Source organism: uncultured Polaribacter sp., from assembly GCF_947495205.1.
Taxonomy (GTDB): Bacteria; Bacteroidota; Bacteroidia; order Flavobacteriales; family Flavobacteriaceae; genus Polaribacter.
Genome location: NZ_CANLXV010000007.1, coordinates 57,124 through 81,085, shown reverse-complemented (window position 1 = coordinate 81,085; position 23,962 = coordinate 57,124). Strand labels below are relative to the sequence as shown.

The window sequence follows — 23,962 nt, the reverse complement described above, 5'->3', positions numbered from 1 at the left end:
CTTTAAAGTTCAATAAAAATCAGATGAATTTAGAAAAATATAAAGCTTTAAAACCCTTAAAGTTATCCAATATTGAGACCAAAATAGTTATTGATAATGCTGATAAAAAATTAAAAAAGCTTCGAAAAAAGTTAAGTAAACTGCAAAATGAAATGTATGCAGAAGGCAAAACAGGTGTTTTAATTTGTTTGCAAGGTATGGATACTGCAGGTAAAGACAGCTTAATTAGAGAGGTTTTTAAAGATATTAATGCCAGTGGTGTTGCTGTAAAAAGTTTTAAAGTACCAACAGAGTTAGAATTAAAACACGATTTTTTGTGGAGACATTATATTGCTTTACCGCCAAAAGGTAAAATTGGTATTTTTAATAGAACGCATTATGAGAATGTATTGGTAACAAGAGTACATCCCAATTATATTTTAGGAGAAAATATACCTGCAATAAAAAGTGTAGCTGATGTAGATGATGCTTTTTTTGAAAATAGAATGGAACGCATCAATCATTTTGAAAATCATTTAGCAGAAAACGGAACTGTAGTTTTAAAATTCTTTTTAAATATTTCTAAAGACGAACAAAAAAATAGGTTGCTAAGAAGGTTAAACAGACCAGATAAAAACTGGAAATTTTCTGAAGCCGATTTAAAAGAACGCAAACTTTGGGACAAATACATGTTTTGTTATGAAGATTTATTAAACAGAACTTCTAAAGAAAATGCACCTTGGTTTGTAATACCTTCTGATGATAAACCGACTGCAAGATTAATATTGGCAGAAATTTTATTAGATACGTTAGAAAAACAAAATTTTAAAGCACCAATTTTACCGAAAAAAATTTCGGAAAATATTGAGAATTTTAAAGCACAATTAAATAAAGAATAAACACGGTTGTATTTCCTATACAAACAGGAAAAACAAAATAATTTTAATTAAAAAGAAAAAAAAAGCCTGCTTAGGTAGGAAATACAAATATAAAATGAACTTAAAACTAGAAAAGCCAATTGTATTTTTTGATTTAGAAACTACAGGCGTAAACATAGCAACAGACAGAATTGTAGAAATTTCTATTTTAAAAGTGTTTCCTAACGGAAATAAAGAAAGTAAAACTTGGTTGGTAAATCCAGAAATTGAAATTCCACAAGGAGCAACAGATGTGCATGGCATAACTAACGAGAAAGTTGTTGTAGAACCAACTTTTAAAGAATTGGCACCAACTGTAAGTAAAATGATAGCCGGTTGCGATTTGGCAGGTTTTAACTCTAACCGATTTGATATTCCGCTTTTAGCGGAAGAATTAATGCGTGCAGGCATAGATTTTGACATGAAAGATAGAAAAGCCATAGATGTGCAAGTAATTTTTCATAAAAAAGAACAAAGAACTTTAGGTGCTGGTTATCAATTTTATTGTGGTAAAGAGTTGGAAGGCGCACATGGTGCAGAAGCAGATACTAATGCAACTTTTGAAATTTTACTAGCACAAGTAGAAAAATACGATGATATTGGAAATTCTGTAGAAAGTTTAAGTGAATTTTCTACACATGGTGTAAGAGCAGATTTTGCTGGTTTTATTTTGATGAATGAAGAAAACCAAGAAATATTTTCTTTTGGAAAATACAAAGGTAGAACTGTAGAAGAGGTTTTTAAAGAAAACCCAGGTTATAACAATTGGATGCAAAATGCAGATTTTCCTTTATACACTAAAAAAGTATTAAGAGAAATTAAAGAGCGTATGTCTGCACCAAAAGACACCATGTCTGATGCAGATAAATTACAAGCTTTGCAACAAAAATTTAATTTAAGGTAAAATACACATGTTGTTATTTCGAGTAAAATTCTTTTATTGAGAATTTTTTATCGAGAAGTTTTTTTTAATAATTACAAATTAACGGTTTAAAATGTTTACAGAATATACAAATTTACCAGATAATTCTAGAGTTTGGATTTACCAAGCAGATAGAGCTTTTACAGCAAATGAAATAGAAAAAATTACAGAAAAAGCAATTGATTTTATAAACCAATGGACACGTCATGGAGATGATTTAAAAGGCTCTTTTACCATTAAATACAATCAGTTTTTAGTGTTGGCTGTAGATGAGAGTTTTAATAATGTTTCTGGTTGTTCTATAGATAGTTCTGTGCGTTTTGTACAAGCTTTAGAAAAAGAATTGAAAGTAGATTTAATGGATAAAATGAATGTTACTTTTAAAGATAATGAAAACATAAATTTGGTAAAATTATCAGATTTTCAGCGTTTTGCAAAAGAACAAAAAGTAACTTCACAAACCATTGTTTTTAACAATATGGTGCAAACCAAAAAAGAATTAGAAAATAATTGGGAAATACCTGCTAAAGAAAGTTGGCACAAACGCTTTTTGGTATAAAAATTGATTTTGATTATGTAATAAGCTCGCAAACAAGCTGCGCTAAGGATTGAGCGCATGTTTGAGCTCTTGCACTTTTTTGTGCAAAGCGAGTAGCGAAAGCCTGTTAAAGCGCCCAAAAAATATTCTGAAAAAATTGAAATGAAAAAAAAAATATTCTCCTTTTTATTAGTTGCATTTGCCTTATCATCTTTGGCACAAAGACCAGATCCTTTAAGAACTAAAGATTTTGAAGCGCAAGAAATTTGGGTAGATTCCATCTTAAATCAAATGTCTGTAGATGAGAAATTAGGGCAACTTTTTATGGTACAAGCCTATTCTAATAAAGACAAAAAACACCAAGATTTTATTACAGAAATGATTACCAAATACCATGTTGGTGGTTTAATTTTTATGCAAGGTACGCCAGAGAAACAGGCAAGGTTAAATAACACGTATCAAACGGTGGCAAAAGTACCTTTGTTAATTGGTTTTGATGGTGAATGGGGTTTAGATATGCGTTTGAAAAATACGTATCGTTTTCCTTGGAATATGACTTTGGGAGCCATTAGAAATGATTCTTTGGTTATGGAATTTGGGAAACATTTGGGGCAACATGCTAAAAGAATGGGAATTCATGTAAATTTTGCTCCGGTTTTAGATGTTAACGTAAATCCAGAAAACCCAATTATTGGAAATCGTTCTTTTGGAGAAAATAAAGAAAATGTAACCAGAAAAGCAATTGCCTTTATTAAAGGGATGCAAGGTGAAGGTGTTTTAGCAAACGGTAAACATTTTCCTGGTCATGGAGATACAGCAACAGATTCTCACCACACTTTACCCGTATTAAACTTTAATAAAGCACGTTTAGATTCTATAGAATTGTACCCGTATGCAAGAACTTTTGATGCTGGTTTGGGAAGCGTAATGACGGCTCATTTAAATATACCAAGTTTAGAGTCTCAAGCAAATTTGCCAACATCTTTATCTAAAAATGTTGTTACCAATTTGTTGCAAGAACAATTGGGTTTTGAGGGTTTGGTTATTACAGATGGTTTAAATATGAAAGGTGCTGCAAATTATGCAACTTCTGCTGCAATTAATTTGGCAGCAATACAAGCAGGAAATGATGTTTTATTAATTCCGCAAGAAATACCAGCATCTATAGCTTTATTAAAAAAAGCTTTAGAAACCCATACTTTAACTGAAGAAAGAATTAATTTTTCTGTAAAAAAAATATTAAAAGCAAAGTATTGGGCAGGTTTGCAAAAATTAAAACCTATAGTTTTAGAACGTTTACAAGAAGATCTTAATAGGGTTCAGGACGATTTATTGCATAGAAAATTAGTGAAAAATGCAATTACTTTAGTTAAAAATAACAACCAAAATTTACCCATTAAAAATTTAGATAAAAAGAAAATTGCTTACGTAAAACTTGGTGATGCAAGTAATAAGGCTTTTGTAAGTATGTTGAAAAATTATACAGAGATAACTGAAATTGCTGATCCTAATTTAGATGGTTTGGCTAAAAAATTAAAACCTTTTAATTATGTAATTATCGGTTTTCATAAATCTAATAAAAACCCTTGGAAGAGTTATAAATTTACGAATAAAGAGTTGGTTTGGTTGCAAGAAATAGCAAGACAAAAAAAAGTGGTTTTAGATGTTTTTGCGAGTCCGTATAGTTTGTTGCAGCTTAAAAGTTTTACAAATATAGAGGGTGTTGTGGTTTCTTACCAAAACAGTAAAATTTCGCAAGAATTGTCTGCACAAATGTTATTTGGTGCATTTAATGCAAAAGGGAAACTACCTGTTTCTATTGGTAATTATTTTAGTGAAGGTAGAGGTTTATTAACAACAAAATTAAATAGATTAGAATACACCATACCAGAAGCTGCGGGTTTAAACGCTAAAAAATTAAGAATTATAGATCAAATGGCAGATACTATTATTAAAGAAAAAATGGCGCCAGGTTTACAAATTTTTGTGGCTAGAAATGGTAAAGTTGTTTTAAATAAAAGTTATGGTTACCATACTTTTGAGAAACGCTTGCCTGTAAAAAATTCTGATATTTATGATTTGGCTTCATTAACTAAAATTTTAGCATCGTTACCTTTATTAATGAAGGCAGAAGAAGAACATAAAATACCTTTAAAAGCAACTTTAAAAGAAGTGTTACCAGATTTTAAAAACACCAATAAAGCAAATGTAACTGTACAAGCCATACTTTCTCACAATGCACAATTAAAAGCATGGATTCCGTTTTATTTAAAAACGAAAGACAGTCTTACAGGCGAAAATGATACTAAAATATATAGCCATAAAAAATCCAAACAATTTAAAGTAAAAGTTGCCGAAGATTTATTTATAACTGCTAGTTATAAAGATAGTATTTATAAGTATATTAAAGAAGCAGACCAAAGAACACGCAAAGGTTATAAATATAGCGATTTAGGCTATTATATCTTAAAGCTAGCTTTAGAAAAGAAATATAAAAAACCATTAGATCAATTGGCAGGAAATGAATTTTATAAGCCTTTAGGCGCAAACAGAACTCGTTTTTTACCTTTAAAGAAATTTGCTAAGAAAGAAATAATTCCTACAGAAAAAGATACGTATTATAGAAACCAATTACTGCAAGGTTACGTGCATGATATGGGTGCTGCCATGTTAGGTGGTGTTGGCGGGCATGCAGGTTTGTTTGCAAATGCAAATGATGTTGGTAAAATAATGCAAATGTATTTACAAAAAGGTGCTTATGGAGGTAAACGTTATTTAAAATCTGAAACTGTAGATAAATTTAACCATAGGTATTATTTAGACGAAAAAGTAAGAAGAGGTGTAGGTTTTGATAAACCACAGTTAAAAGAAAAAGTAAAAGCAACTTGTGGTTGTGTTTCTCAAGAGAGTTTTGGACATTCTGGTTTTACAGGCACTTACACTTGGGCAGATCCTGAAAGCGGTTTGGTTTATGTTTTTCTGTCAAATAGAGTATACCCAACAATGGAGAATAGAGCTTTGGTAAGAAGTAATATGCGAACTAAAATACAACAGGTAATTCAAGATGCCATTATAAATTAAGTTTTTTATGCAAAATTACTTTACGCTAAAAAAAAGAAGGAAAATTTAAATAGCTTAATAGTTTTTATTTCTAATGCTTAGTTGTTTTTTGTGTTTGTAGGAGCCAATTTGGTATAGAGTAATACTAATAAAATTGAAATTGCTAAATAACTTATACCAACAATATTGCCAAAAAATAACTTTATTACATGACCTTGAATCAAAAGAAATATAGGGAAAGTTATTGCGTTAATTCCAAATCTAAAAGTATCTATAAACTCGAATTCATCTATTTTTTTAGAAACAACTTTCCATATTAAAAACGGAACAAAAAAGTTAATTTTTATAAGCAGTAGCAACCACTTGTAATTGTTTTTTTGAGGTTTTTTTTCTATAAGAAAAATATCTTCTTCTATGAATTTATTTATTTTTTGAACCTCTGTAAAATCTATTTGAGCTTTATTTAAATGCTTTAATTTTGTGTTATAATTATCATCATTTTTAAGATGTACGCACAATTGTTTTAATTGGTAGCTAACTTCATTTTTTAATTTTATGGCAGCTACAGGTAAATTATCTTTATGTAAAAATGAATTTGCAAGAATTGGCTTGCCAAAATTTATGGCAACTTTACTGGGATAAGCAGCTGCGTTTTGATAGGTAATACCCACAGGTATTATTGTAATTTTGATTTCAGGATATTTTTCAATTGCCCCAAATACAATGCGTGTAAACCCTTTACTTAAAGTTCTTACAGTTCTTTTGCTGTCATGGCTTCCTTCTGGAAAAATCATTAAAGTTTTGCCGTTTTTAAAAATATTAAAGCAATCTTCAAAGATGGCTTTGTTTTTTCCAAGATTACTTGCACCATCTCTAATTCTATAAATGGGCATTAAATTTAAAGTACCTAAAAACCATTTTACTAAGGGCTTTTTAAATACTGCAGCTCTAACTAAAAAATGATTTACTCTAGAAATATTGGTAGTCACCAAAAGTGGATCAATTAATCCGTTTGGATGATTTACTGCAAACAAAACGGCTCCTTTTTTTGGGATATTTTCTTTCCCTGAAACTTTTATTTTTTTGGTGTAGAAAAACAACCCTGTTTTTAGGAAAAGTTTAAATAAAAAATACCAAAGTGTTCTCAAGTTTTTATCTCTTAATTTGTAATTATACTTGTAGTTTTATGCTTTGTTTTTCTACCCCCAATAAATGGCTAAAAGTAAACCAGAAAAAATATCCCAAACGCCCCAAAAAGCAGCTAATAAAGTCATAACACCTAAACCATCAAAAAAATCAATTACCAAAAACCAAAACTAATTTTTAAATGCAAATTCAATAATATTAGCGCCCATTTTTAGCGCTTTTTCTCTTACGCTTTTTGGGTTGTTGTGTATGATTTCATCTTCCCAACCATCACTTAAATCGGTTTCATAATCATAAAAAACAACCAATCTGCCTTCATAAAAAATACCAAAACCTTGTGCTGGTTTTTTATTATGCTCATGTATTTTAGGAATTCCGTTTGGAAATTTAAAAGTTTGGTTATAAACAGGGTGATTGCTAGGAATTTCTTGAAACTCTAATTTTGGAAACACTTTCTGTATCTCTTTTCTAATGAATTTATCCAATCCGTAATTATCAGAAATGTGTAAAAAACCACCAGAAATTAAATAGTTTCTTAGATTGTTAGCTTCATCATCAGAAAAAAAAACGTTTCCATGTCCTGTCATAAATACAATTGGGAAATTGTAAATTTCTTCACTAGAAACTGTAACTGTTTGTGGGTTTTTAGAAATATTAGTTTTAATAGTTGTGTTTGTAAATTCAACTAAATTAGGTATTGCAGTTGGGTTGCTATACCAATCTCCACCACCATTGTACTTTAAAATAGCAACGTCTTGTGCTGTAATTGTAATGTATAAAATTAGAGAAAAGAGTGTAATTGTTTTTTTCATTAATACTATTTTATAAGCAAGATAAGCAAAAACTACTGATTGATAAAAGAAACTAAATTTACAGCCACCAAACCTGCAGTTTCTGTTCTAAGTCTGCTTTCGCCTAAAGAAATCGGTGTAAAATTAAGCGCTATAGCTTTTTCTATTTCTTTAGTAGAAAAATCGCCTTCTGGCCCAATAAGAATGGTTGTTTTTTCTGAAGGTTTTAAAATTTCTTTTAGCTTGTTTTTAGGTTGATTTTCGCAATGTGCGATACAAACTTTACCTTTAAAATCTTGATTTAGGAACTCGTTAAATTTTAGCGGTGCATTTAATTTTGGTAAAGTAAATTTTAAGGACTGCTTCATAGCAGATTGAACAATTTTCTCTAGCCTTTCTGTTTTTACAACTCTGCGTTCTGAGTTTGTACAAATAATGGGCGTAATTTCATCAATGCCTATTTCTGTTGCTTTCTCTAAAAACCATGCCAACCTATCGTTATTTTTAGTTGGTGCTATGGCTATGTGTAAGTAATAGCTCCAAGGTTTTGGTTTTTCTTCAATTTTAATAATATGGGCAGCACATCTTTTATCGTTTGCAAAATTAATTTCTGCATCAAACAAAAAACCTTTACCGTTGGTAATTTTTAAAATATCGCCTTCTTTTTTACGCAAAACGCGCACAATGTGCTTGCTTTCAATCTTATCAAAAGTAATTTGCTTGGTTTCTTTAGAAATGTCTGAATTGAAAAAGAGTTGCACTAGAGGTTTAAAGTTTTAGAATTAGCATTCAAATTTAAGGATTTAAAATGATTTTTAAATTTAAGTTTTAAAGTTGTGTGCGATACAATTTTGATGAGAAATTAAAATTCCTTGAACTAATAGTTTTTAAATTAAAGTCACTTTAGATTAAATTTTTTTCGAATAACTGTAATTACGATTATCTAAAGATTTACAAAATATTTTTTCGATATGTTCTTCTGCGTTTATGAACTCTTGGGTTAAAATCTTTCCAAAGTTTTTCAATGGCTTTGTTGTCTTCTAACTCTGGAGTTCTAATACAATTCTCTATACCTAAAGGTGTAAATGTTTTGGTGTATTGATCAAAAATTATGGCGGTAACTCCTTTGTTTTGATACTCTGGTGCTACACCAATTAAGTAAAATATAACGTCTTTAGATTGTTTTTTTGCTTTTAATAAATGAAACAAACCAAACGGAAATAATTTACCTTTTGATTTTTGCAATGCTTTTGAAAAAGAAGGCATTACAATAGCAAAGGCTACTAATTTATTATTTTTATCAATTACAAATTTTATATATTCAGGATTTATAAAAGAAATGTATTTTTTCTTAAAAAAAGCAATTTGTGCATCAGAAATTGGAACGTATGTAGAGAGTTTCGCATAAGATTTATTAAATACTTCAAACATTTCATCTACATAAGGTAAAATGTCTTTGGTTTTGGTGAAATCTAAAGGTTTTAATTCAAAACGTTTTTGAATTATTTTACTAATTCTATTAAAATAAACAGCATCTACATTTTTAAATTTAAAAGTACTTTCTAGGTATTCTTTTTCTTTTACAAAGCCTAATTCTTCTAAATGATCTTTGTAATATGGGTGATTATACCAAGTAATCATTGTGCCTATATGGTCAAAACCTTCTATTAAGACACCCGTTTTGTCTAAATTATTAAAACCAACAGGCCCTTCTATATATTCTAAATTATTTTCTAGACCTATAGCTTTTATTTTGTTTAGTAGTGTTTTGCTTACTTCAATATCATCTATAACATCAAACCAACCAAAACGCATTTTTTTAATTTGTTGTTTTTCTACTTCAAACCAGTTGATAATAGCTGCAATTCTACCAACAATTTTGCCGTTTTTAACAGCTATAAAAAATTGAGCATCAGCATTTTGAAATACAGGGTTTATGGCTGGATTAAAATTGGCTATTTCGTCTTTTACAATAGGAGGTACCCAATATTTATTATGTTTGTATAAAGAAAAAGGAAATGTAACAAATTGCTTCATTTCCTTTGCAGATTCTATTTTTTTTATGGTAATCATCTGTTAAATAAATCTATGATTAGTTGTTGTTTTTCTTCTTTTTCTTAGATTTTTTTTCTTCCTTCTTCATTTCTTCTTCTAGCTCTTTAATTTCTCTTTCTAATTTTTCTATTTCAGTTTCCTCTTTTTTAGGTTTTACTTTTCGTTCTCTTTTTTTGCGTACTTTTTTTTCTCTGTTTTCTGTTTTTTTTCCAAAAACACCTAAAAACCGTCCACTCTTCTTTTTACTCTCCTGTATTCTTGTTCGTGTTGGTCTACTGTTATTTTTATCTTTCTTTTTAAAGATTCTTAGAAACTTGTAAAAAATATTATTCTGTTTTTTATCATATCTAGAAATTGGAGTATCTTTAATAGGTTCTCCTTTTTCGCCTAATTCTTTGAAGGCGTCTTTATGTTTGTCAATTCTGTAAGAAACACCTAAACCTGCATAAAAACCCTGTGCTTTTCCTTCAAAAAGCATTCTTGCAGACGTGTTTAGTTGCAAGTTTCTGTTGTACAGATAAGCAAATCCTAATCCTAAATTAATATTATTTTGCAATTCTTGAAAAATAACTTGATTTTCGAAAAATGCAGACCATCTATTGCTAAAGTTTTGGGTTGCAGTTATAATATAAGACCATTCAGCAAAATCACTTCCAATATTGTCATAAAATAAGTTGGTAATCACATTAAAGTCACTTGTTAAATTATGCTGAAGTAAAATACCTGCTTTTGGTGTTATTTGTCCCGTTTGATGAATTTCGTTTACGTAATCTGTGTTCACTCCTAAATATACAGCTACAGAAGGTATAAAGCGTTTAAAGTCAAATGCATTTCTACGTTTCCAACTTCTAACTTCTTTAGATTTATCTGTGTATTCTGGTTCGTATACCAAATATTTAGCCCCAATTGTAATTCTACTAAAACCAGAAGAAAAGTAATGAGAAGTAAAAATATTTTTAAACGCAACTTTATCTCTTTGGTAAGTAAATTGCGCATTTAGTTCTAGTTTTTCTAGTAAAAAACTTGTTCTAAAAAGCAAATCGATTCCTAGAGATTGTGGTTTAGAAAACGTAGGTTCTATGCTAATATCTCTTAAAAACAAATTACTTTCAAATTGATAAACACCAGTACCAACACTATAAGGACTTTCAGAAAAACCAGGTTTGTTAGAGTTAATTACTTCTGTATATTGCGCAAAAAACAATTTAGGAATTAGCATAACCAATCCTAAAAAAACTATTTTTTTAAAGGAGCTTTTATGGCCGAAAAATTTTTTATCATCTACAAAAATCATACTTCACAAACATAGGATAAAAAAGCAAATTTTTAAAGGCAAACCCTACTTTTTTAGGTTTAAGAAAGTTTTATAGAAAGTAAACGTATCAATTGTTTACAAATTGTTATTTTTGGTTGATTTTTTAAAACAAATTATGTTACCTGGATTATTAAAAACCCTTTTTTGGATTCTTGTTTTTTACTATGGTTTTAAGTTTTTAGCACGTCTTTTTGCTCCTTTTTTAATAAAAAAAGCAACAGAAACTATGCAGAAAAAGGCAGCGCAACAGTTTGGTGGTCAGAGACAAGGCCAACAGAATGCAAATGTAAGAGAAGGAGAAACCATTATAGATAAAAAACCAAACCAAGGCCAACAAAGTAAAAACTCTGTAGGCGAATATGTAGATTTTGAAGAAATTGAGTAACCTCGCTCTTTAAAAACATCAATCAATCAAAACCAAATCTTAAAGTGAAAATTCCTAAAATTATTCCTTACTTAGTTGCTGTACTTATTTTTGTTTTAGCTTCATTAATTTATTTTCATCCCGTTTTAAAAGGCCAAAAATTAAATCAATCAGACATTACTCAGTTTAGAGGAATGGTAAAAGATATTAATGATTTTAGAGCAGAAAATAATACAGAACCGTATTGGACAGGTGCCTCTTTTAGTGGAATGCCTGCTTATTCTGTAAGTGCATATTATCCTAATGATTTTGTAAGAAGTATAGATCAATTACTGCGTTTTTTGCCAAGACCAGCAGATTATACGTTTCTTTATTTTTTAAGCTTTTTTGTTTTGATGTTGGCGCTAAAAGTAGAGTATAGACTTGCAATTTTAGGTGCTTTGGATTTTGGTTTTTCTACCTATTTAATTATTATTTTTGGAGCAGGACATAATGCAAAAGCACACGCAATTGCATATATGCCATTGGTACTTGCAGGTTTTATATGGATTTTTAGAAAAAAATATGTACTTGGTTTTATGGTTACAGGTTTTGCAATGGCATTAGAAATTTATGCAAACCATATACAAATGACTTATTACCTTGGTTTTTGTTTATTGATTTTAGGAATAGTAGAGTTTATTAATGCCATAAAAGAGAAAAAGATACCTGTATTTCTTAAACAAGTTGCTGTTATCATTGCTGCTGTTATTTTAGGTATTGGTGCCAACGCGCCACGTTTAATGGCAATGAAAGAATATTCAGAATTTAGTACAAGAGGTAAATCTGAATTGACTATAAATGTAGATGGTTCTAAAAAAGCAGCTACCAAAGGTTTAGATAAAGCTTATATAACCCAGTATAGTTATGCCAAATTAGAAACTTTTAATTTGTTTATTCCTAGATTTATGGGTGGTGGAACTGTAGAGGCTTTAGGAGAAAATTCTAATTTTTATCAATTTATAGAAAAAAAAGCAGGTAAAAAAGTAGCAAAAGAATATTCAGAACAGGTTTTAACCTATTGGGGAGATCAACCTATTGTAGAAGCGCCAGCATATATTGGAGCAGTTATTTTCTTTCTGTTTTTCTTGGGAATTTTCTTGGTAAAAGGAAGGTTAAAACAATGGTTAGTTTCAGCTACATTATTCGCTATAATTTTAAGTTGGGGAAGAAATTTAGAGGTTGTAACCAACTTTTTTATAGACTATATTCCTTTATATAACAAATTTAGAGCAGTTTCTTCAATACAAGTTATCGCAGAATTATGTGTGCCTATTTTAGCAGTCTTAGGTTTAAAAGAGTTTTTTGGGGCTAACTTGTCTGCTGAAACAAAAAGGGAAGGTTTAAAAAAAGCTGTATTTAGTTTTGTAGGTTTACTCTTATTTGGTTTTCTATGCGCACACGTTTTTGGTACTTTTGAAGGTTTAAGAGATGCACAACAATATGGCGAAGTGCCTGGTTTTTTAGATGCTGTAATTGCAGATAGAAAAGCAATGTTGTTAACAGATACTTTACGTTCTTTAATTTTAGTAATAATTACCGGCGGATTGTTATGGTTTTTATTAAAGAAAAAAATAAAGCAGTTGCCTGTAATATTCGCAATTTTAGTTTTGGTGCTTATCGATTTGATAACCGTAAATAAAAAGTATGTAAATTCAGATGATTTTAAAGCAGCTAGAAAAATTGAAAAACCTTTTGTAGCCTCTAAAGTAGATAAAAAAATATTAAAAGACACAGGCCATTACAGGGTTGCAAATTTTGCTATTGATGTAATGAATGATGGGAGTACATCTTACTTTCATAATTCTATTGGTGGTTATCACGCTGCTAAATTAGGTAGGTATAATGAGTTGTTTGAATATCAAATAGCCAATAATAATATGCCTATTTTAAATATGTTAAATACTAAATATTTAATTATTCCTAATAAAGAAGGTAAGTTAGAGGCACAACAAAATATAGAAGCAAACGGCAATGTTTGGTTTGTAGAAAATTTATTGGGCGTAGCTAATGCAAACGAAGAAATGCAGGCGTTAGATGATTTAGATACTAAAACAACCGCCGTTCTTTTAAATAACGATTTAAAAAAATCTGGATTAAATTTACCAATAAAAAAGGATAGTTTAGCTACCATTTCTTTAAAAGCAAATAGTTTAAATAAATTGGTGTATGCTTCCAATACAAACTCAGACCAGTTTGCTGTTTTCTCAGAAATTTATTACAAGAATGGCTGGAATGCTTATTTAGATGGAAAGTTACAACCACATTATCGTGTAAATTATGTGTTAAGAGGAATGAAAATTCCTGCAGGAACCCACGAAATTGTATTTAAATTTGAGCCAAAAGTTATTGCAGAAGGAAAAATATATTCACTAACTTCATATGCCTTATTGCTATTTGTTTCTGTTGGATGGTTTTTTTATGATGAGAAAAAGAAACGAAACTCATGAAAATCGGTATGATTTTAGATGCATCTTTTCCACCAGATCCTAGGGTAGAAAATGAAGCAGTTTCTTTAGTAAATCATGGGCACGAAGTTTTTTTATTTTGTTTAAAATATAAAAATGAAAAAACATCTGAAGTTATTAATGGTATTCACGTAAAAAGATATCAATCTAATACTTTAGAATATAAATTATCTGCGTTAGCTTATACATTGCCACTTTATAGGTTTTTGATGCAAAAAAAAATCACTAAATTTATAGACGAAACAAAAATAGAGGCGTTGCATATTCATGATATTAGAATAGCAGAAGCGGTTTATAAAACGAATAAAAAGTATAATTTACCCACCGTTTTAGATTTACATGATAATATGCCAGAGGTAATGAAATTGTATCCACATTTACAGAAATTCCCTGGAAAATATATCATTTCTCCCAAAAAATGGAAAGAAAAGGAACATGAATTTATAGAAAAAGCAGCTAAAGTAATTACTGTTTCTCCAGAATTTATAACAAACCTATCTGATAGAATTCCAACGGCAAAAGAAAAATTAGTTTTAGTGCCAAATACCATTAGAAAGTCTTTTTTTACGGATTATAAGGTAGAAGAATCCATAATCAAAAAATACAAAAATAAGTTTGTAATTTTATATTTAGGAGATACCAATATAAGACGTGGTTTACAAACTGCTATTGCTTCTTTAGTGGAATTAAAACAAACCATACCTAATGTAAAATTGGTAATTGTGGGTAAAAACACAACGGATGCTGTTTTAAAGCAACAAGTAAAAGATTTAAATGTAAGTAAATATGTAGATTTTGAAGGTTGGCAAGATGTAAGTTTATTTCAATCTTATATACTGTCTAGCGCAATTTGTATTTCTCCTTTACACAGAAATTTGCAGCATGATGTGGCTTACGCGAATAAAATTTTTCAATACATGAGTTTTGCAAAACCAGTATTAGTAAGTAATGCAATTGCTCAGAAAAATTTAATTGAAAAGGTTAAGGCAGGTTTAGTGCATCAAGAAAAAGATGTTATAGATTTTTCTGATAAGGTATTGCAGCTGCATCAAAATGAAAATTTAAGAAAAACACTAGGAGCAAACGGAAAGCATTTTATAGAAAGTGAATTTTGTTGGGCACAAACGTCAAAAAAATTACTCAAATTATATGATACTTTAGCGCATTGAAAGTTTTAATAATAACATATTATTGGCCGCCTGCAGGTGGTTCTGGCGTACAACGTTGGTTAAAATTCGCTAAATATTTACCAGATTTTGATATAGAACCAATTATTTATACGGCAGATAATGCCAATTATCCAAAAGAAGACACAACACTTTTAAAAGAAGTATCTAAAAATTTAAGGGTGCTAAAGCAACCCGTTTGGGAACCCACCAATATTTTATTCTGGAAAAAGAAAAAATCTACAGGAGTTTCTAATTTAAGTAAAGGTGGATTTTTATCTTTTATAAGAGGTAATTTTTTTATACCAGATCCCAAGATATTTTGGGTAAAGAAATCTGTTACTTATCTAGAAAAATATATAACCAATAATGCTGTTGATGTAATAATCTCAACAGGACCACCGCACAGTTTGCATTTGATTGCACAAAAATTAAAACAAAAATTAGGTGTAAAATGGTTGGCAGATTTTAGAGATCCTTGGTCAGATTTATATTATAATAAAGATTTTAAGCAATTAGCATTTGCTAAAAATAGAAATTTAAAATTAGAAAAACTAGTTTTAAAACAAGCCAATTGTGTGGTTACAGTTAGTGAGAATTTAAAAAAAGAGTTTTTAAAATTTGCAAATAAAGTACATGTAGTTACCAATGGTTTTGATGACGAAATTAACCAAGAAGAAGAAACGAAATTAGATTCAAAATTTACCATTTCTTACATTGGCTTATTGCCAATACAAAGTAACCCTAAAGTGCTATTTGCTGTTTTACAAGAACTTTGTAAAGGAGATGCTAAGTTTAAAGAAGATTTACAACTCAATTTTATAGGAGATATAGCTGCAGCAATAAAGCATGAAATTACAGATTGTAACCTTACTAAAAACACTAATTTTATAGGTTATGTTGCGCATGAAAAGGCCATAGAATTTCAAAATAAAAGTCAAGTTTTACTATTGTTAATTCCAGACGTGCCAAATAATAAAGGTATTGTAACCGGCAAATTGTTTGAGTATTTAAAGGCAAAAAGACCTATTTTAGCCATTGGGCCAGAAAATGGAGATTTATCGGAAATTTTAAAAGATACAAATGCAGGTGTTGTTTTAGATTTTAGTAATGAAGCTAAATTAAAATTTGAAATTTTACAATTATATCAACAATATAAAAAAGGAAATTTAGTTGTAACTTCTAAGAATACTAAAAAGTACCATAGAAAAGAGCTTACAAAACAGTTGGCAGAAATTATAAAAAAGATATAAGATTATATGGGAATTGTTTTAAAGCAATCTTTTAGAAATACAATAATTATTTACGGAGCTTTTTTAGTAGGAGGTATAAATACCATTGTTTTTTATCCCAGGTTTTTAGAATCTGAATTTTACGGAATGGTTACTTTTTTACTATCTGCCTCTAATTTAATAATGCCGTTAACAGCATTTGGAATTCAATATACAATTGTAAAATTTTATTCTTCTTATAGCACAAAAGTAGAAAAAGATAAATTTTTATGGTCTGTAATATTTTTACCCTTCTTTATAGCTTTACCATTAGGTTTTTTTTGGGATTATGCACATACATGGATTATGAGTAGAGTTACAGAAGAAAATGAAATTATAGAAAATTATACTTTTTATATTTATGCAGTTGCTGTAGCCTGTGCCTATTTTGAACTTTTTTATTCTTGGACAAAAGTACAATTACAAACTGTTTTTGGTAATATTTTAAAAGAACTATGGAATAGAGTAGTAGTTTGTATTTTATTAATAGCTGTTTTTTGTGAATTTATAACCAAACCAGAGTTTATTTACTTTTTAACAGGAGCTTATGTTTTAAGAGCTTTTGTAATGATGTTTTATGCATTTTCTATGTATTTTCCTAAGTTTTATTTTAAGCTACCAGATAATTATTTAGAAGTTTTAAAATATTCTTTATATATAATTCTTGCAGGTTCTGCGGGTGCTATATTACTAGATATAGATAAAATAATGATTCCAGGAAAAGACACTATAGAAAAGGCAGCGTATTATTCTGTAGCCGTATTTATTGGCTCTTTTATAGAGGCTCCTAGTAGAGCTATGACACAGATTTTACAACCTTTAACATCAAAATCTTTAAATGAATTTAATACAAAAGAAGTAGAAAATTTATACAAAAAGAGTTCTATAAATTTGCTTTTAGTGGGCGGACTCTTTTTTATTCTAGTAAACTGTGGCGTTAGAGAATTATTTAAATTAATGCCAGAAAAAGGTTATGCTGGTGGAGAATTGGTGGTTTTAATGATTTCTGCGGCAAAACTTTTTACTATGTTTTTAGGAAGTAATGGAGCTATTATAAATAATTCTAAATTTTACAAAATTGCATTACCAATTGCTGTTGGTATGTCTTTATGTGTGTATTTTTTAAATAAATTGTTTTATTTTAATTTACAAATAGGTACAGATGGTCTTGCATTATCAACTCTAATAACCTTATTACTATTTAATTCTTTTAAGTTATGGTTTGTACATTATAAATTTTCTATAACACCTTTTACTCCGAAATCTTTAAAAATGCTAACAATAATAATGGTACTGTTTTCTGCATTTTATTTTTGGGATTTTTCCATAGGAGAGATAGTAATTTTAGATTTTACAGTATCACCAATCATTAATATTGCTCTAAAAAGTATTTTAATTACAATTCTTTATATTTTTTTAGTAATTAAATTAAAAATTTCTAATGAATTTGATGCACTTTTAAACAAGTTTTATAAAAGACAATCTAAATAGTCTGTAAACATATGAAATAGCAGTGCAATACAAAGTATTCTTACTTTTTTAAAGTACAAGCCAGCCGTATAAAAACCAATAGCAATATAAGAATGTAGCGGATGAAAATTTATACTACATCGTTCTTCAACAAAAATTGGTGTAGCCAGTAAATGGTCTAAATCTACTAACATAGAGGCTAAAAATATCAAATATACCATCTTCCATTTTTTTCTAAAAAATAGTAACGAAATTCCTAGAGGTGCAATAAAATGCAAGCCATAATGTAGTATAGTCAAATATTAAAAGTTATTTATTAGGCTAATGTTGAAGATTTTTCTATTAAACTACGTCTTATTCGGCTTAATTGTACAGGAGTAATGTTTAAGAATGAAGCAATGTGATATTGCTTTACAGCATTTTCAATTTCAGGTGTTTGCTTAATTAATTTCAAATACCTTTCTGTAGAATTTAAGTTAGATAGTTCAATGACCTTAGATTCTACCTCTAAAAATACAAGCTCTAAAATTTTCGCATATAAATGCCCAATTGCGTTGTTTTTTTTGGCCAGTTTTTTAAACTTTTTAAAGTGTATGGCAAAAAGAGTACAGTCTGTAGAGCAGATGTAACTAAATTTTGCGGGCTTATCTAAAATCAATGCATCTAAAGCACCTACAGCTCTATTGCCCATAAAGATATTCCTAGTTTGTTCTTTTCCTTTATTGTTTATAAAAGTAGAACGCACTATACCCGTATCTAAAATGTAAATGAATTTGTGCTTTTCTCCTAGCTTACCTAAAAACTCTCCTTTTTTGAAAGATACAGGTTTTGCTAGTTTAAACAACTTTTTTTTTGATTCGTCTGATATAGTTTCAAACGCATCTAAGTAATGTAATAAGTTTTCCATTAGAAATGTTTTTATTTCTTATGGGGGAAAGTTTGGTTAGGCAAAGTTAATCATAATTTCACAATAAACAAGTACTATTTGGTCCTTCCATAAATAATAAATCTAAGATGGATAAATTTGGAAGAAAACCATGCTTTAAGTCAAACATTTGTATGTATTTTTTGGCTTGTATCTCTGGTTTGTTTTTGGAGTCGGCCAAGTCTCTGAAATCCAATACATTATTGTTAGTTATGTAGGTATTAGATTTTTTAAAGTTAATATCCAATTGCAGAGCATCATTTATAAAAAGAAAAGTATCTATATTTAAATCTTGCAAAAAGGTGTATTTTTTTTCAAAAATTGGTAAAAGATCGTCTACATAAAACTCAAAAAAAGGAGAGTTTCTGTAGGCTGTTTTTAAACTCTTAAAATGTTGATCTTGCCAATTTTCATCATTTTCTATGCGTGTATCTTTTGTTTTTTTTCTATCCGAGTTTTTTGGATGTTTTACAGGTATGTTTAATAGTTGTTTGCCATTTGTATTGTATATGTAACAACGGTTTCTATAGCTTTGTTTCTGAAAATTATCTTCTACTTCAAATACAATATCCTTATATTTTATAATTTCTTGATATTGAATTATAGGAGAGAAGTACGTGGGTATAAACAGCGCCATGATGTTGTTTCAAAAAGAATAAAGTTATTTAGTTTTTTTCTTTTTAGATTTTAAAAAGCTATAACCAATATATAAGGCAATTAAACCAAATGCTATATATCTATAGGACACTGGTGCGCCGTCTCCACCAACAGTAGTAAACATTCTATCCCAACGTATCGATTTTATTTTCTCGCCAAAAGAGCCTGCATTTGCATCCCAACTAAACCATATTAATACAGGTTTTCCTAAAACATGATCAAAAGGCACATAACCCCAATAACGTGCATCTAAAGAATTATGACGGTTATCACCCATTAACCAATAATAGTCCTGTTTAAAGGTGTAGGTATCTGCTTTTTCACCATTAATATAAATATCATCACCAACAAAAGTTAAATCATTATTTTCATAATTCTTAATAATTTGCTCGTAATATGGTAAAGACTTTGTGTCTAATTTAACGGTAGCTCCTGCTTTTGGTATGTATATTGGGCCAAAATTATCTTGACTCCAATGATTGCTTTCTATATGAGGAAAAATAGCATTATCTGCACCATAATTTAATTTAGTTACAGAAATTGTGTTTGGCTGTTTTCTTAAACGAATTACTTCTTCCTCAGTTAAATTAATATTTATTTTATTCGCAACGTTTTCCATTTTTAAACGAGTTGCTAAATTTTGCGCAACACCACCTGCTACTTCTGTATACAAAGAGTCAGCACCAATTTTGGTTAAATTTGCACTTTGTTTAAATGCATCTTGCACTCTAGAATCGTTCCAGTATTCATTAGAAATTCTATAAACACCTGTTCTTTCTTTTTCTATTAAAAACTTTGGAAAACTATTTCTATCTATAGGTTTTTTAGCTTCATAGGTGTAATAAAATTGAATTTTAGCTCTGTATGGCAACTCATTTTTCTTACCATTTATGTAAACATAACCATTTTTAATTTCTAAAGAATCTCCTGCAATACCCACACAACGTTTTACATAATTTGTTTTTTTGTCAACAGGTTTGTAAGTGAATTTTCCAGAATTATCGCCCCACATGGTTGCTAAAGAATCTGCAGGCCAATTAAAACAAACAATATCATTGTTTTTTATTTTTTGTAATCCTGGTAACCTTGTGTACGGTAATTGTGGTTTTTTTAAATAGGAAGCTGTTCCTGTAAAAGGCAAAGAATCGTGCACCATTGGTGCTGCAATTACTGTTGAAGGAACTCTGGCGCCATAATGAAATTTACTAACAAATAAATAGTCTCCTATTAATAGCGATTTTTCTAGGGAAGAAGTTGGTATGGTAAAAGGTTGCATAAAATAAGTATGCACTAGCGTTGCTGCTATAATAGCAAAAGTAATAGAACTAACCCATTCCCCAAGTTCAGAGCGCGGTTTTAAACTTCTTTCTGCATTGTATTTAGCATCTTCTTTATAATTGATGTAAAAAATATATAAGCCTAAAGTTAAGATTACTAAAAGAGAGTCTATTTTTTTATAATAGCCAAAAGTTCTTATGGTTTCTATCCAAATTACAGGAAACATTAAAAGGTTTACAATGGGTATAAATAGTAGAATAATCCACCATTTTGGTCTATTTATAATTTGCATTAATACAATGCCGTTATAAACGGGTATTGCTGCTTCCCACGCTTTTCTACCTGCTTTAACATACAACTTCCAAGTACCTAAAAAGTGAATTATCTGTACAATTAAAAAGAAGATAAACCATTCTGTAAATGTCATAATTTTTTATTTTGATGTCTGTTTAAGCGCAGTAAAGCAATATTATTTAAAAATTAAAAATAAATGGTTAAACTGCGCTCAAGAAGTCAATTTATTATTTAATTAGTGTTTTTTTATAAAAAAAGTTACAGTTTATTTTAAACTTAACACATCTTTCATATTAAAAACGCCTGTTTTTCCTAGAATCCATTCTGCAGCTACCACAGCTCCTAATGCAAAACCTTGTCTGTTATGTGCAGTGTGTTTAATTTCTATAGAATCTACCTTAGAGTCGTACCAAACTGTGTGCGTACCAGGAACTTCAGGAATTCTTTTTGCTACTATAGGTATATTTTCTTCGGATGTTTTTTCGTCTAAATCCCAATTCTTTTTTGCTGAATTTTCTATAATTCCTTCCGCTAAAGTAATTGCAGTTCCACTTGGTGCGTCTAATTTTTTGGTGTGATGAATCTCTTCCAAAGAAATGTTGTAATCTTCTAAATTACGCATCATTTTTGCCAACTGCTTGTTCAGTTCAAAGAAAATATTTACCCCTAAGCTGAAGTTGGATGCATAGATAAACGCTCCTTTTTCTTTTTCACAAAGAGCAACAGCATCATTATATTTTTCTAACCAACCTGTGGTTCCAGAAATTACAGGAACATTATTTTTTATGCAATTGGTAATGTTATCAAACGCAGAAGTTGGTACACTAAAATCTATGGCAACATCTGCTATATTTATGTCTATAACATCGTTTACATCTTTTCTTATAACTATTTCATGACCTCTAGAAACTGCAATTTTTTCAATTTCTTTACCCATTCTTCCATAACCTAAAAGTGCAATTTTCATTTTTAAAAAGTATATTTTAGTGTAAAACCAACTTTAGGTGCATCAAACTGAATTGGATCTTGCACAATAGTTGGTCTAATTGTTAAATTATCGTCTGTATTAAATTGTAATAAGTGTGCATTTACGCTGGCTTCTAAAACTTGTAAAACGTAAACAATTACACCAGATAGTAAAGATAAATCTCTATTTTCGCTTAATTGTTGTTGTGCACGTTCTAAGGTTTCTAAAGAAACACTTTCATTTCCAAAATTATCTGTAAACTCATCTTGAAAACCAGTTCTTCTTAATCTGTAAGCACGCCTGAATCTTTTGTATTCGTTATTATTTAGTTGATAATAATAAGTAGGTACTGCTAAGGCAGCCCAAACTAATGGAGCTTTCCAATATTTTTTATTATAAATTTGACCCATTCCAGGAAATATGGCAGAATAAAATGCAGCCTTAGTTGGTTTTAAAGGTTCGTATTTACCTTGCTGTAATGATGCATTTTTTTTTATTTTAACCTTTGCAGCATCTTTTTGGGCTAAAATTGTTAAACTAGAAAAAGATAACACTAAAACGAATATGATTTTTTTTAAAAGCACCTTATTTTAGTAAGTTTTTTATGCGATTAAAATCTTCTTCAGAATGAAATGGAATAGATATTTTTCCCTTACCATTGCTAGTGGCAGTAATTGTTACCTTGTGACCAAAAAAAGCGCTAATTTCTTTTGTGTTATTTTTTACAAAAGCAGGTATTGCTTTCTTTTTAGGCTTTGCAATACTACCTGTTTTTAGGCTTTTTACAAGATCTTCTGTTTGCCTAACAGATAATTTATCTCTTAAAATTTTCTCGTAAATAGCGAGTTGATCTTCCGTGTTTTCTACATTAATCATTGCCCTACCATGGCCCATAGAAATAAAGCCATCTCGCATGCCTGTTTGTAAAATAGGATCTAATTTTAAAAGTCTTAAATAATTAGTTACCGTAGAACGTTTTTTACCAACTCTTGTACTTAGCTCTTCTTGCGTAAGTTTTATTTCATCAATTAAACGTTGGTAAGAAAGGGCAACTTCTATTGGATCTAAATTTTTTCTTTGAATATTTTCTACCAATGCCATTTCTAGCATTTCTTGGTCGTTAGCTATTCTAATGTATGCTGGTACTGTTTTATTGCCTATTAATTTAGAAGCTCTAAATCTGCGTTCTCCAGAGACCAACTGAAATTTATTACCCGCTAATTTTCTAACAGTAATTGGCTGAATTACGCCTAGTTCTTTTATGGAACCTGCTAATTCTCTTAAGGCTTCTTCATCAAAATATGTTCTAGGTTGGTAAGGATTTACATCAATTAAACCCAATTCAATTTCAATAATATTACCTACCACTTTATCTGCATTTTTATCTGATGCAGAATTAATGTTTGGAGATTCTTTTAGTAAAGCAGACAATCCTCTACCTAAAGCTTGCTTTTTTGTTGCTTTTGCCATTACGCGTTCTTTTTAAGTAATTCTTGTGCTAAATTTAAATAATTTACAGCGCCTTTACTAGTTGCATCGTAAGCAATTATACTTTCACCATAACTAGGTGCTTCACCTAAACGCGTATTTCGTCTAATAATTGTATCAAAAACCATACTAGAAAAATGCTTTCTAACTTCATCTACAACCTGATTAGACAGGCGTAAACGCGAATCGAACATTGTTAAAAGTAATCCTTCAATTTCTAAATCTGCATTGTGAATTTTTTGTACACTTTTAATGGTATTTAAAAGTTTTCCTAAACCTTCTAAAGCAAAATATTCACATTGTATAGGTATTATAACTGCATCTGCTGCCACCAAAGAATTTAATGTTATTAAACCTAAAGAAGGGGCACAATCAATAATAATATAATCGTATAAATCTTTAACTTCTATTAATGCTTTTTTTAGCATGTATTCTCGCTCTTGTTTATCTACCAATTCAATTTCTATAGCAACTAAATCTATATGAGCTGGAATAATATCTACGTTTGGCGAGTCTGTTTTAATAATGGCTTCTTTTGCAGATAATGTATGTTCTAAAACATTGTAAGTACCACTTTCTACCGTTTCTACATCTATGCCTAAGCCAGAAGAGGCATTTGCCTGTGGGTCTGCATCTATAAGCAATATTTTTTTCTCTAAAACACCTAAAGAAGCTGCTAGATTTACGCTAGTTGTTGTTTTACCAACACCACCTTTTTGATTTGCAATTGCGATGATTTTACCCATAGAAATGTTCCTGTTTTTGTAAATGTAAAATTACATTTTTTTATGACTTTAAAAAGTGAAAGATGTTAACAAAAGATTTTTTTTTTAACAAGCTTTAATTTAGTGT

General features: G+C 29.6%; 22 protein-coding genes. 9 read left to right on the top strand and 13 right to left on the bottom strand.

All coding sequences use genetic code 11. The features are described 5' to 3' along the window. The first annotated feature begins 23 nt into the window (after positions 1-23). The 4 genes from Q0762_RS08400 (at position 24) to Q0762_RS08385 (ending at position 5,437) form a co-directional block, all read left to right on the top strand. Positions 24-878 carry a PPK2 family polyphosphate kinase gene (locus Q0762_RS08400; RefSeq protein WP_298765937.1) on the top strand — a complete coding sequence of 285 codons (855 nt, stop codon included), beginning with the start codon at positions 24-26 and terminating at the stop codon, positions 876-878. Between the two features lie 94 nt (positions 879-972). Beyond that, the gene (locus Q0762_RS08395) at positions 973-1,800 is read left to right on the top strand and encodes a 3'-5' exonuclease (protein WP_298765936.1); all 828 of its coding nucleotides are present in this window, start codon (positions 973-975) and stop codon (positions 1,798-1,800) included. A 91-nt stretch (positions 1,801-1,891) separates the two neighbouring features. Then, the gene (locus tag Q0762_RS08390) at positions 1,892-2,377 is read left to right on the top strand and encodes an ABC transporter ATPase (RefSeq protein WP_298765934.1); all 486 of its coding nucleotides are present in this window, start codon (positions 1,892-1,894) and stop codon (positions 2,375-2,377) included. Positions 2,378-2,518: 141 nt separating this feature from the next. Continuing rightward, a complete protein-coding gene (locus Q0762_RS08385; protein WP_298765932.1) occupies positions 2,519-5,437 on the top strand; it encodes a glycoside hydrolase family 3 N-terminal domain-containing protein in 2,919 nt (972 codons plus the stop codon). A gap of 77 nt (positions 5,438-5,514) precedes the next feature. Here Q0762_RS08385 and Q0762_RS08380 read toward each other — a convergent pair whose 3' ends face one another. The 5 genes from Q0762_RS08380 to Q0762_RS08355 all read right to left on the bottom strand — a co-directional run bounded on the left by Q0762_RS08380 (position 5,515) and on the right by Q0762_RS08355 (position 10,702). Beyond that, complete coding sequence (locus Q0762_RS08380; RefSeq protein WP_298765930.1) at positions 5,515-6,564, bottom strand: lysophospholipid acyltransferase family protein; 1,050 nt, start codon at positions 6,562-6,564, stop codon at positions 5,515-5,517. A 168-nt stretch (positions 6,565-6,732) separates the two neighbouring features. Continuing rightward, the gene (locus tag Q0762_RS08370) at positions 6,733-7,374 is read right to left on the bottom strand and encodes a DUF4159 domain-containing protein (RefSeq protein WP_298765928.1); all 642 of its coding nucleotides are present in this window, start codon (positions 7,372-7,374) and stop codon (positions 6,733-6,735) included. A 32-nt stretch (positions 7,375-7,406) separates the two neighbouring features. Then, complete coding sequence (locus Q0762_RS08365) at positions 7,407-8,114, bottom strand: 16S rRNA (uracil(1498)-N(3))-methyltransferase (RefSeq protein ID WP_298765925.1); 708 nt, start codon at positions 8,112-8,114, stop codon at positions 7,407-7,409. Between the two features lie 190 nt (positions 8,115-8,304). Beyond that, positions 8,305-9,426, bottom strand: a complete 1,122-nt coding sequence (locus tag Q0762_RS08360) for a GTP cyclohydrolase (protein WP_298765923.1) — start codon at positions 9,424-9,426, stop codon at positions 8,305-8,307. A 19-nt stretch (positions 9,427-9,445) separates the two neighbouring features. Further along, the gene (locus Q0762_RS08355; RefSeq protein ID WP_298765922.1) at positions 9,446-10,702 is read right to left on the bottom strand and encodes a transporter; all 1,257 of its coding nucleotides are present in this window, start codon (positions 10,700-10,702) and stop codon (positions 9,446-9,448) included. A 136-nt stretch (positions 10,703-10,838) separates the two neighbouring features. Here Q0762_RS08355 and Q0762_RS08350 point away from each other — a divergent pair, with 136 nt between their 5' ends. From Q0762_RS08350 to Q0762_RS08330, 5 genes are read left to right on the top strand one after another with little or no spacing between them, the layout of a single operon-like run. Continuing rightward, entirely contained in the window at positions 10,839-11,108 is a 270-nt protein-coding gene (locus Q0762_RS08350; protein ID WP_298765920.1) for a DUF4834 family protein, read from the top strand. 44 nt (positions 11,109-11,152) lie between these two features. After that, on the top strand, positions 11,153-13,576 hold the full coding sequence (locus Q0762_RS08345) for a YfhO family protein (protein ID WP_298765918.1): 2,424 nt from the start codon (positions 11,153-11,155) through the stop codon (positions 13,574-13,576). Further along, positions 13,573-14,763: a glycosyltransferase gene (locus tag Q0762_RS08340; RefSeq protein ID WP_298765916.1), complete on the top strand. Its 1,191-nt coding sequence runs from the start codon at positions 13,573-13,575 to the stop codon at positions 14,761-14,763. The genes Q0762_RS08345 and Q0762_RS08340 overlap by 4 nt, the downstream gene beginning before the upstream one ends. Further along, a complete protein-coding gene (locus Q0762_RS08335; protein WP_298765913.1) occupies positions 14,760-16,013 on the top strand; it encodes a glycosyltransferase family 4 protein in 1,254 nt (417 codons plus the stop codon). Before Q0762_RS08340 ends, Q0762_RS08335 begins: the two co-directional genes overlap by 4 nt. A gap of 6 nt (positions 16,014-16,019) precedes the next feature. After that, positions 16,020-17,522, top strand: coding sequence for a lipopolysaccharide biosynthesis protein (locus Q0762_RS08330; RefSeq protein WP_298765911.1), 1,503 nt, complete (start codon positions 16,020-16,022; stop codon positions 17,520-17,522). Here Q0762_RS08330 and Q0762_RS08325 read toward each other — a convergent pair. The 8 genes from Q0762_RS08325 to Q0762_RS08290 all read right to left on the bottom strand — a co-directional run bounded on the left by Q0762_RS08325 (position 17,501) and on the right by Q0762_RS08290 (position 23,856). Beyond that, positions 17,501-17,779, bottom strand: coding sequence for a DUF6122 family protein (locus tag Q0762_RS08325; RefSeq protein WP_366940997.1), 279 nt, complete (start codon positions 17,777-17,779; stop codon positions 17,501-17,503). The two genes, Q0762_RS08330 and Q0762_RS08325, sit on opposite strands and share 22 nt — an antisense overlap. A gap of 38 nt (positions 17,780-17,817) precedes the next feature. Further along, a complete protein-coding gene (locus Q0762_RS08320; RefSeq protein ID WP_298765908.1) occupies positions 17,818-18,408 on the bottom strand; it encodes a Crp/Fnr family transcriptional regulator in 591 nt (196 codons plus the stop codon). A gap of 58 nt (positions 18,409-18,466) precedes the next feature. After that, positions 18,467-19,063 (bottom strand): WbqC family protein, encoded by a 597-nt coding sequence (locus Q0762_RS08315; RefSeq protein ID WP_298765906.1) that lies wholly within the window; start codon positions 19,061-19,063, stop codon positions 18,467-18,469. A 24-nt stretch (positions 19,064-19,087) separates the two neighbouring features. Continuing rightward, complete coding sequence (gene lepB / locus Q0762_RS08310; RefSeq protein WP_298765904.1) at positions 19,088-20,788, bottom strand: signal peptidase I; 1,701 nt, start codon at positions 20,786-20,788, stop codon at positions 19,088-19,090. Positions 20,789-20,920: 132 nt separating this feature from the next. After that, positions 20,921-21,622 (bottom strand): 4-hydroxy-tetrahydrodipicolinate reductase, encoded by a 702-nt coding sequence (gene dapB / locus Q0762_RS08305; protein ID WP_298765903.1) that lies wholly within the window; start codon positions 21,620-21,622, stop codon positions 20,921-20,923. Between the two features lie 2 nt (positions 21,623-21,624). Further along, positions 21,625-22,176: a DUF5683 domain-containing protein gene (locus tag Q0762_RS08300; RefSeq protein WP_298765901.1), complete on the bottom strand. Its 552-nt coding sequence runs from the start codon at positions 22,174-22,176 to the stop codon at positions 21,625-21,627. Positions 22,177-22,207: 31 nt separating this feature from the next. Continuing rightward, on the bottom strand, positions 22,208-23,092 hold the full coding sequence (locus Q0762_RS08295; RefSeq protein ID WP_298765899.1) for a ParB/RepB/Spo0J family partition protein: 885 nt from the start codon (positions 23,090-23,092) through the stop codon (positions 22,208-22,210). Then, the gene (locus Q0762_RS08290; protein ID WP_298765898.1) at positions 23,092-23,856 is read right to left on the bottom strand and encodes an AAA family ATPase; all 765 of its coding nucleotides are present in this window, start codon (positions 23,854-23,856) and stop codon (positions 23,092-23,094) included. The genes Q0762_RS08295 and Q0762_RS08290 overlap by 1 nt, the downstream gene beginning before the upstream one ends. Between the last annotated feature and the right edge of the window lie 106 nt (positions 23,857-23,962).

Bases quoted from the DNA above. Each gene is read 5' to 3' on its own strand.
- Q0762_RS08330 (WP_298765911.1), top strand. From the start codon at position 16,020: ATGGGAATTGTTTTAAAGCAATCTTTTAGAAATACAATAATTATTTAC.
- Q0762_RS08340 (WP_298765916.1), top strand. From the start codon at position 13,573: ATGAAAATCGGTATGATTTTAGATGCATCTTTTCCACCAGATCCTAGG.
- dapB (WP_298765903.1), bottom strand. From the start codon at position 21,622: ATGAAAATTGCACTTTTAGGTTATGGAAGAATGGGTAAAGAAATTGAA.
- lepB (WP_298765904.1), bottom strand. From the start codon at position 20,788: ATGACATTTACAGAATGGTTTATCTTCTTTTTAATTGTACAGATAATT.
- Q0762_RS08385 (WP_298765932.1), top strand. From the start codon at position 2,519: ATGAAAAAAAAAATATTCTCCTTTTTATTAGTTGCATTTGCCTTATCA.
- Q0762_RS08355 (WP_298765922.1), bottom strand. From the start codon at position 10,702: ATGATTTTTGTAGATGATAAAAAATTTTTCGGCCATAAAAGCTCCTTT.
- Q0762_RS08395 (WP_298765936.1), top strand. From the start codon at position 973: ATGAACTTAAAACTAGAAAAGCCAATTGTATTTTTTGATTTAGAAACT.
- Q0762_RS08295 (WP_298765899.1), bottom strand. From the start codon at position 23,092: ATGGCAAAAGCAACAAAAAAGCAAGCTTTAGGTAGAGGATTGTCTGCT.
- Q0762_RS08290 (WP_298765898.1), bottom strand. From the start codon at position 23,856: ATGGGTAAAATCATCGCAATTGCAAATCAAAAAGGTGGTGTTGGTAAA.
- Q0762_RS08370 (WP_298765928.1), bottom strand. From the start codon at position 7,374: ATGAAAAAAACAATTACACTCTTTTCTCTAATTTTATACATTACAATT.
- Q0762_RS08400 (WP_298765937.1), top strand. From the start codon at position 24: ATGAATTTAGAAAAATATAAAGCTTTAAAACCCTTAAAGTTATCCAAT.
- Q0762_RS08390 (WP_298765934.1), top strand. From the start codon at position 1,892: ATGTTTACAGAATATACAAATTTACCAGATAATTCTAGAGTTTGGATT.
- Q0762_RS08350 (WP_298765920.1), top strand. From the start codon at position 10,839: ATGTTACCTGGATTATTAAAAACCCTTTTTTGGATTCTTGTTTTTTAC.
- Q0762_RS08315 (WP_298765906.1), bottom strand. From the start codon at position 19,063: ATGGCGCTGTTTATACCCACGTACTTCTCTCCTATAATTCAATATCAA.
- Q0762_RS08320 (WP_298765908.1), bottom strand. From the start codon at position 18,408: ATGGAAAACTTATTACATTACTTAGATGCGTTTGAAACTATATCAGAC.
- Q0762_RS08360 (WP_298765923.1), bottom strand. From the start codon at position 9,426: ATGATTACCATAAAAAAAATAGAATCTGCAAAGGAAATGAAGCAATTT.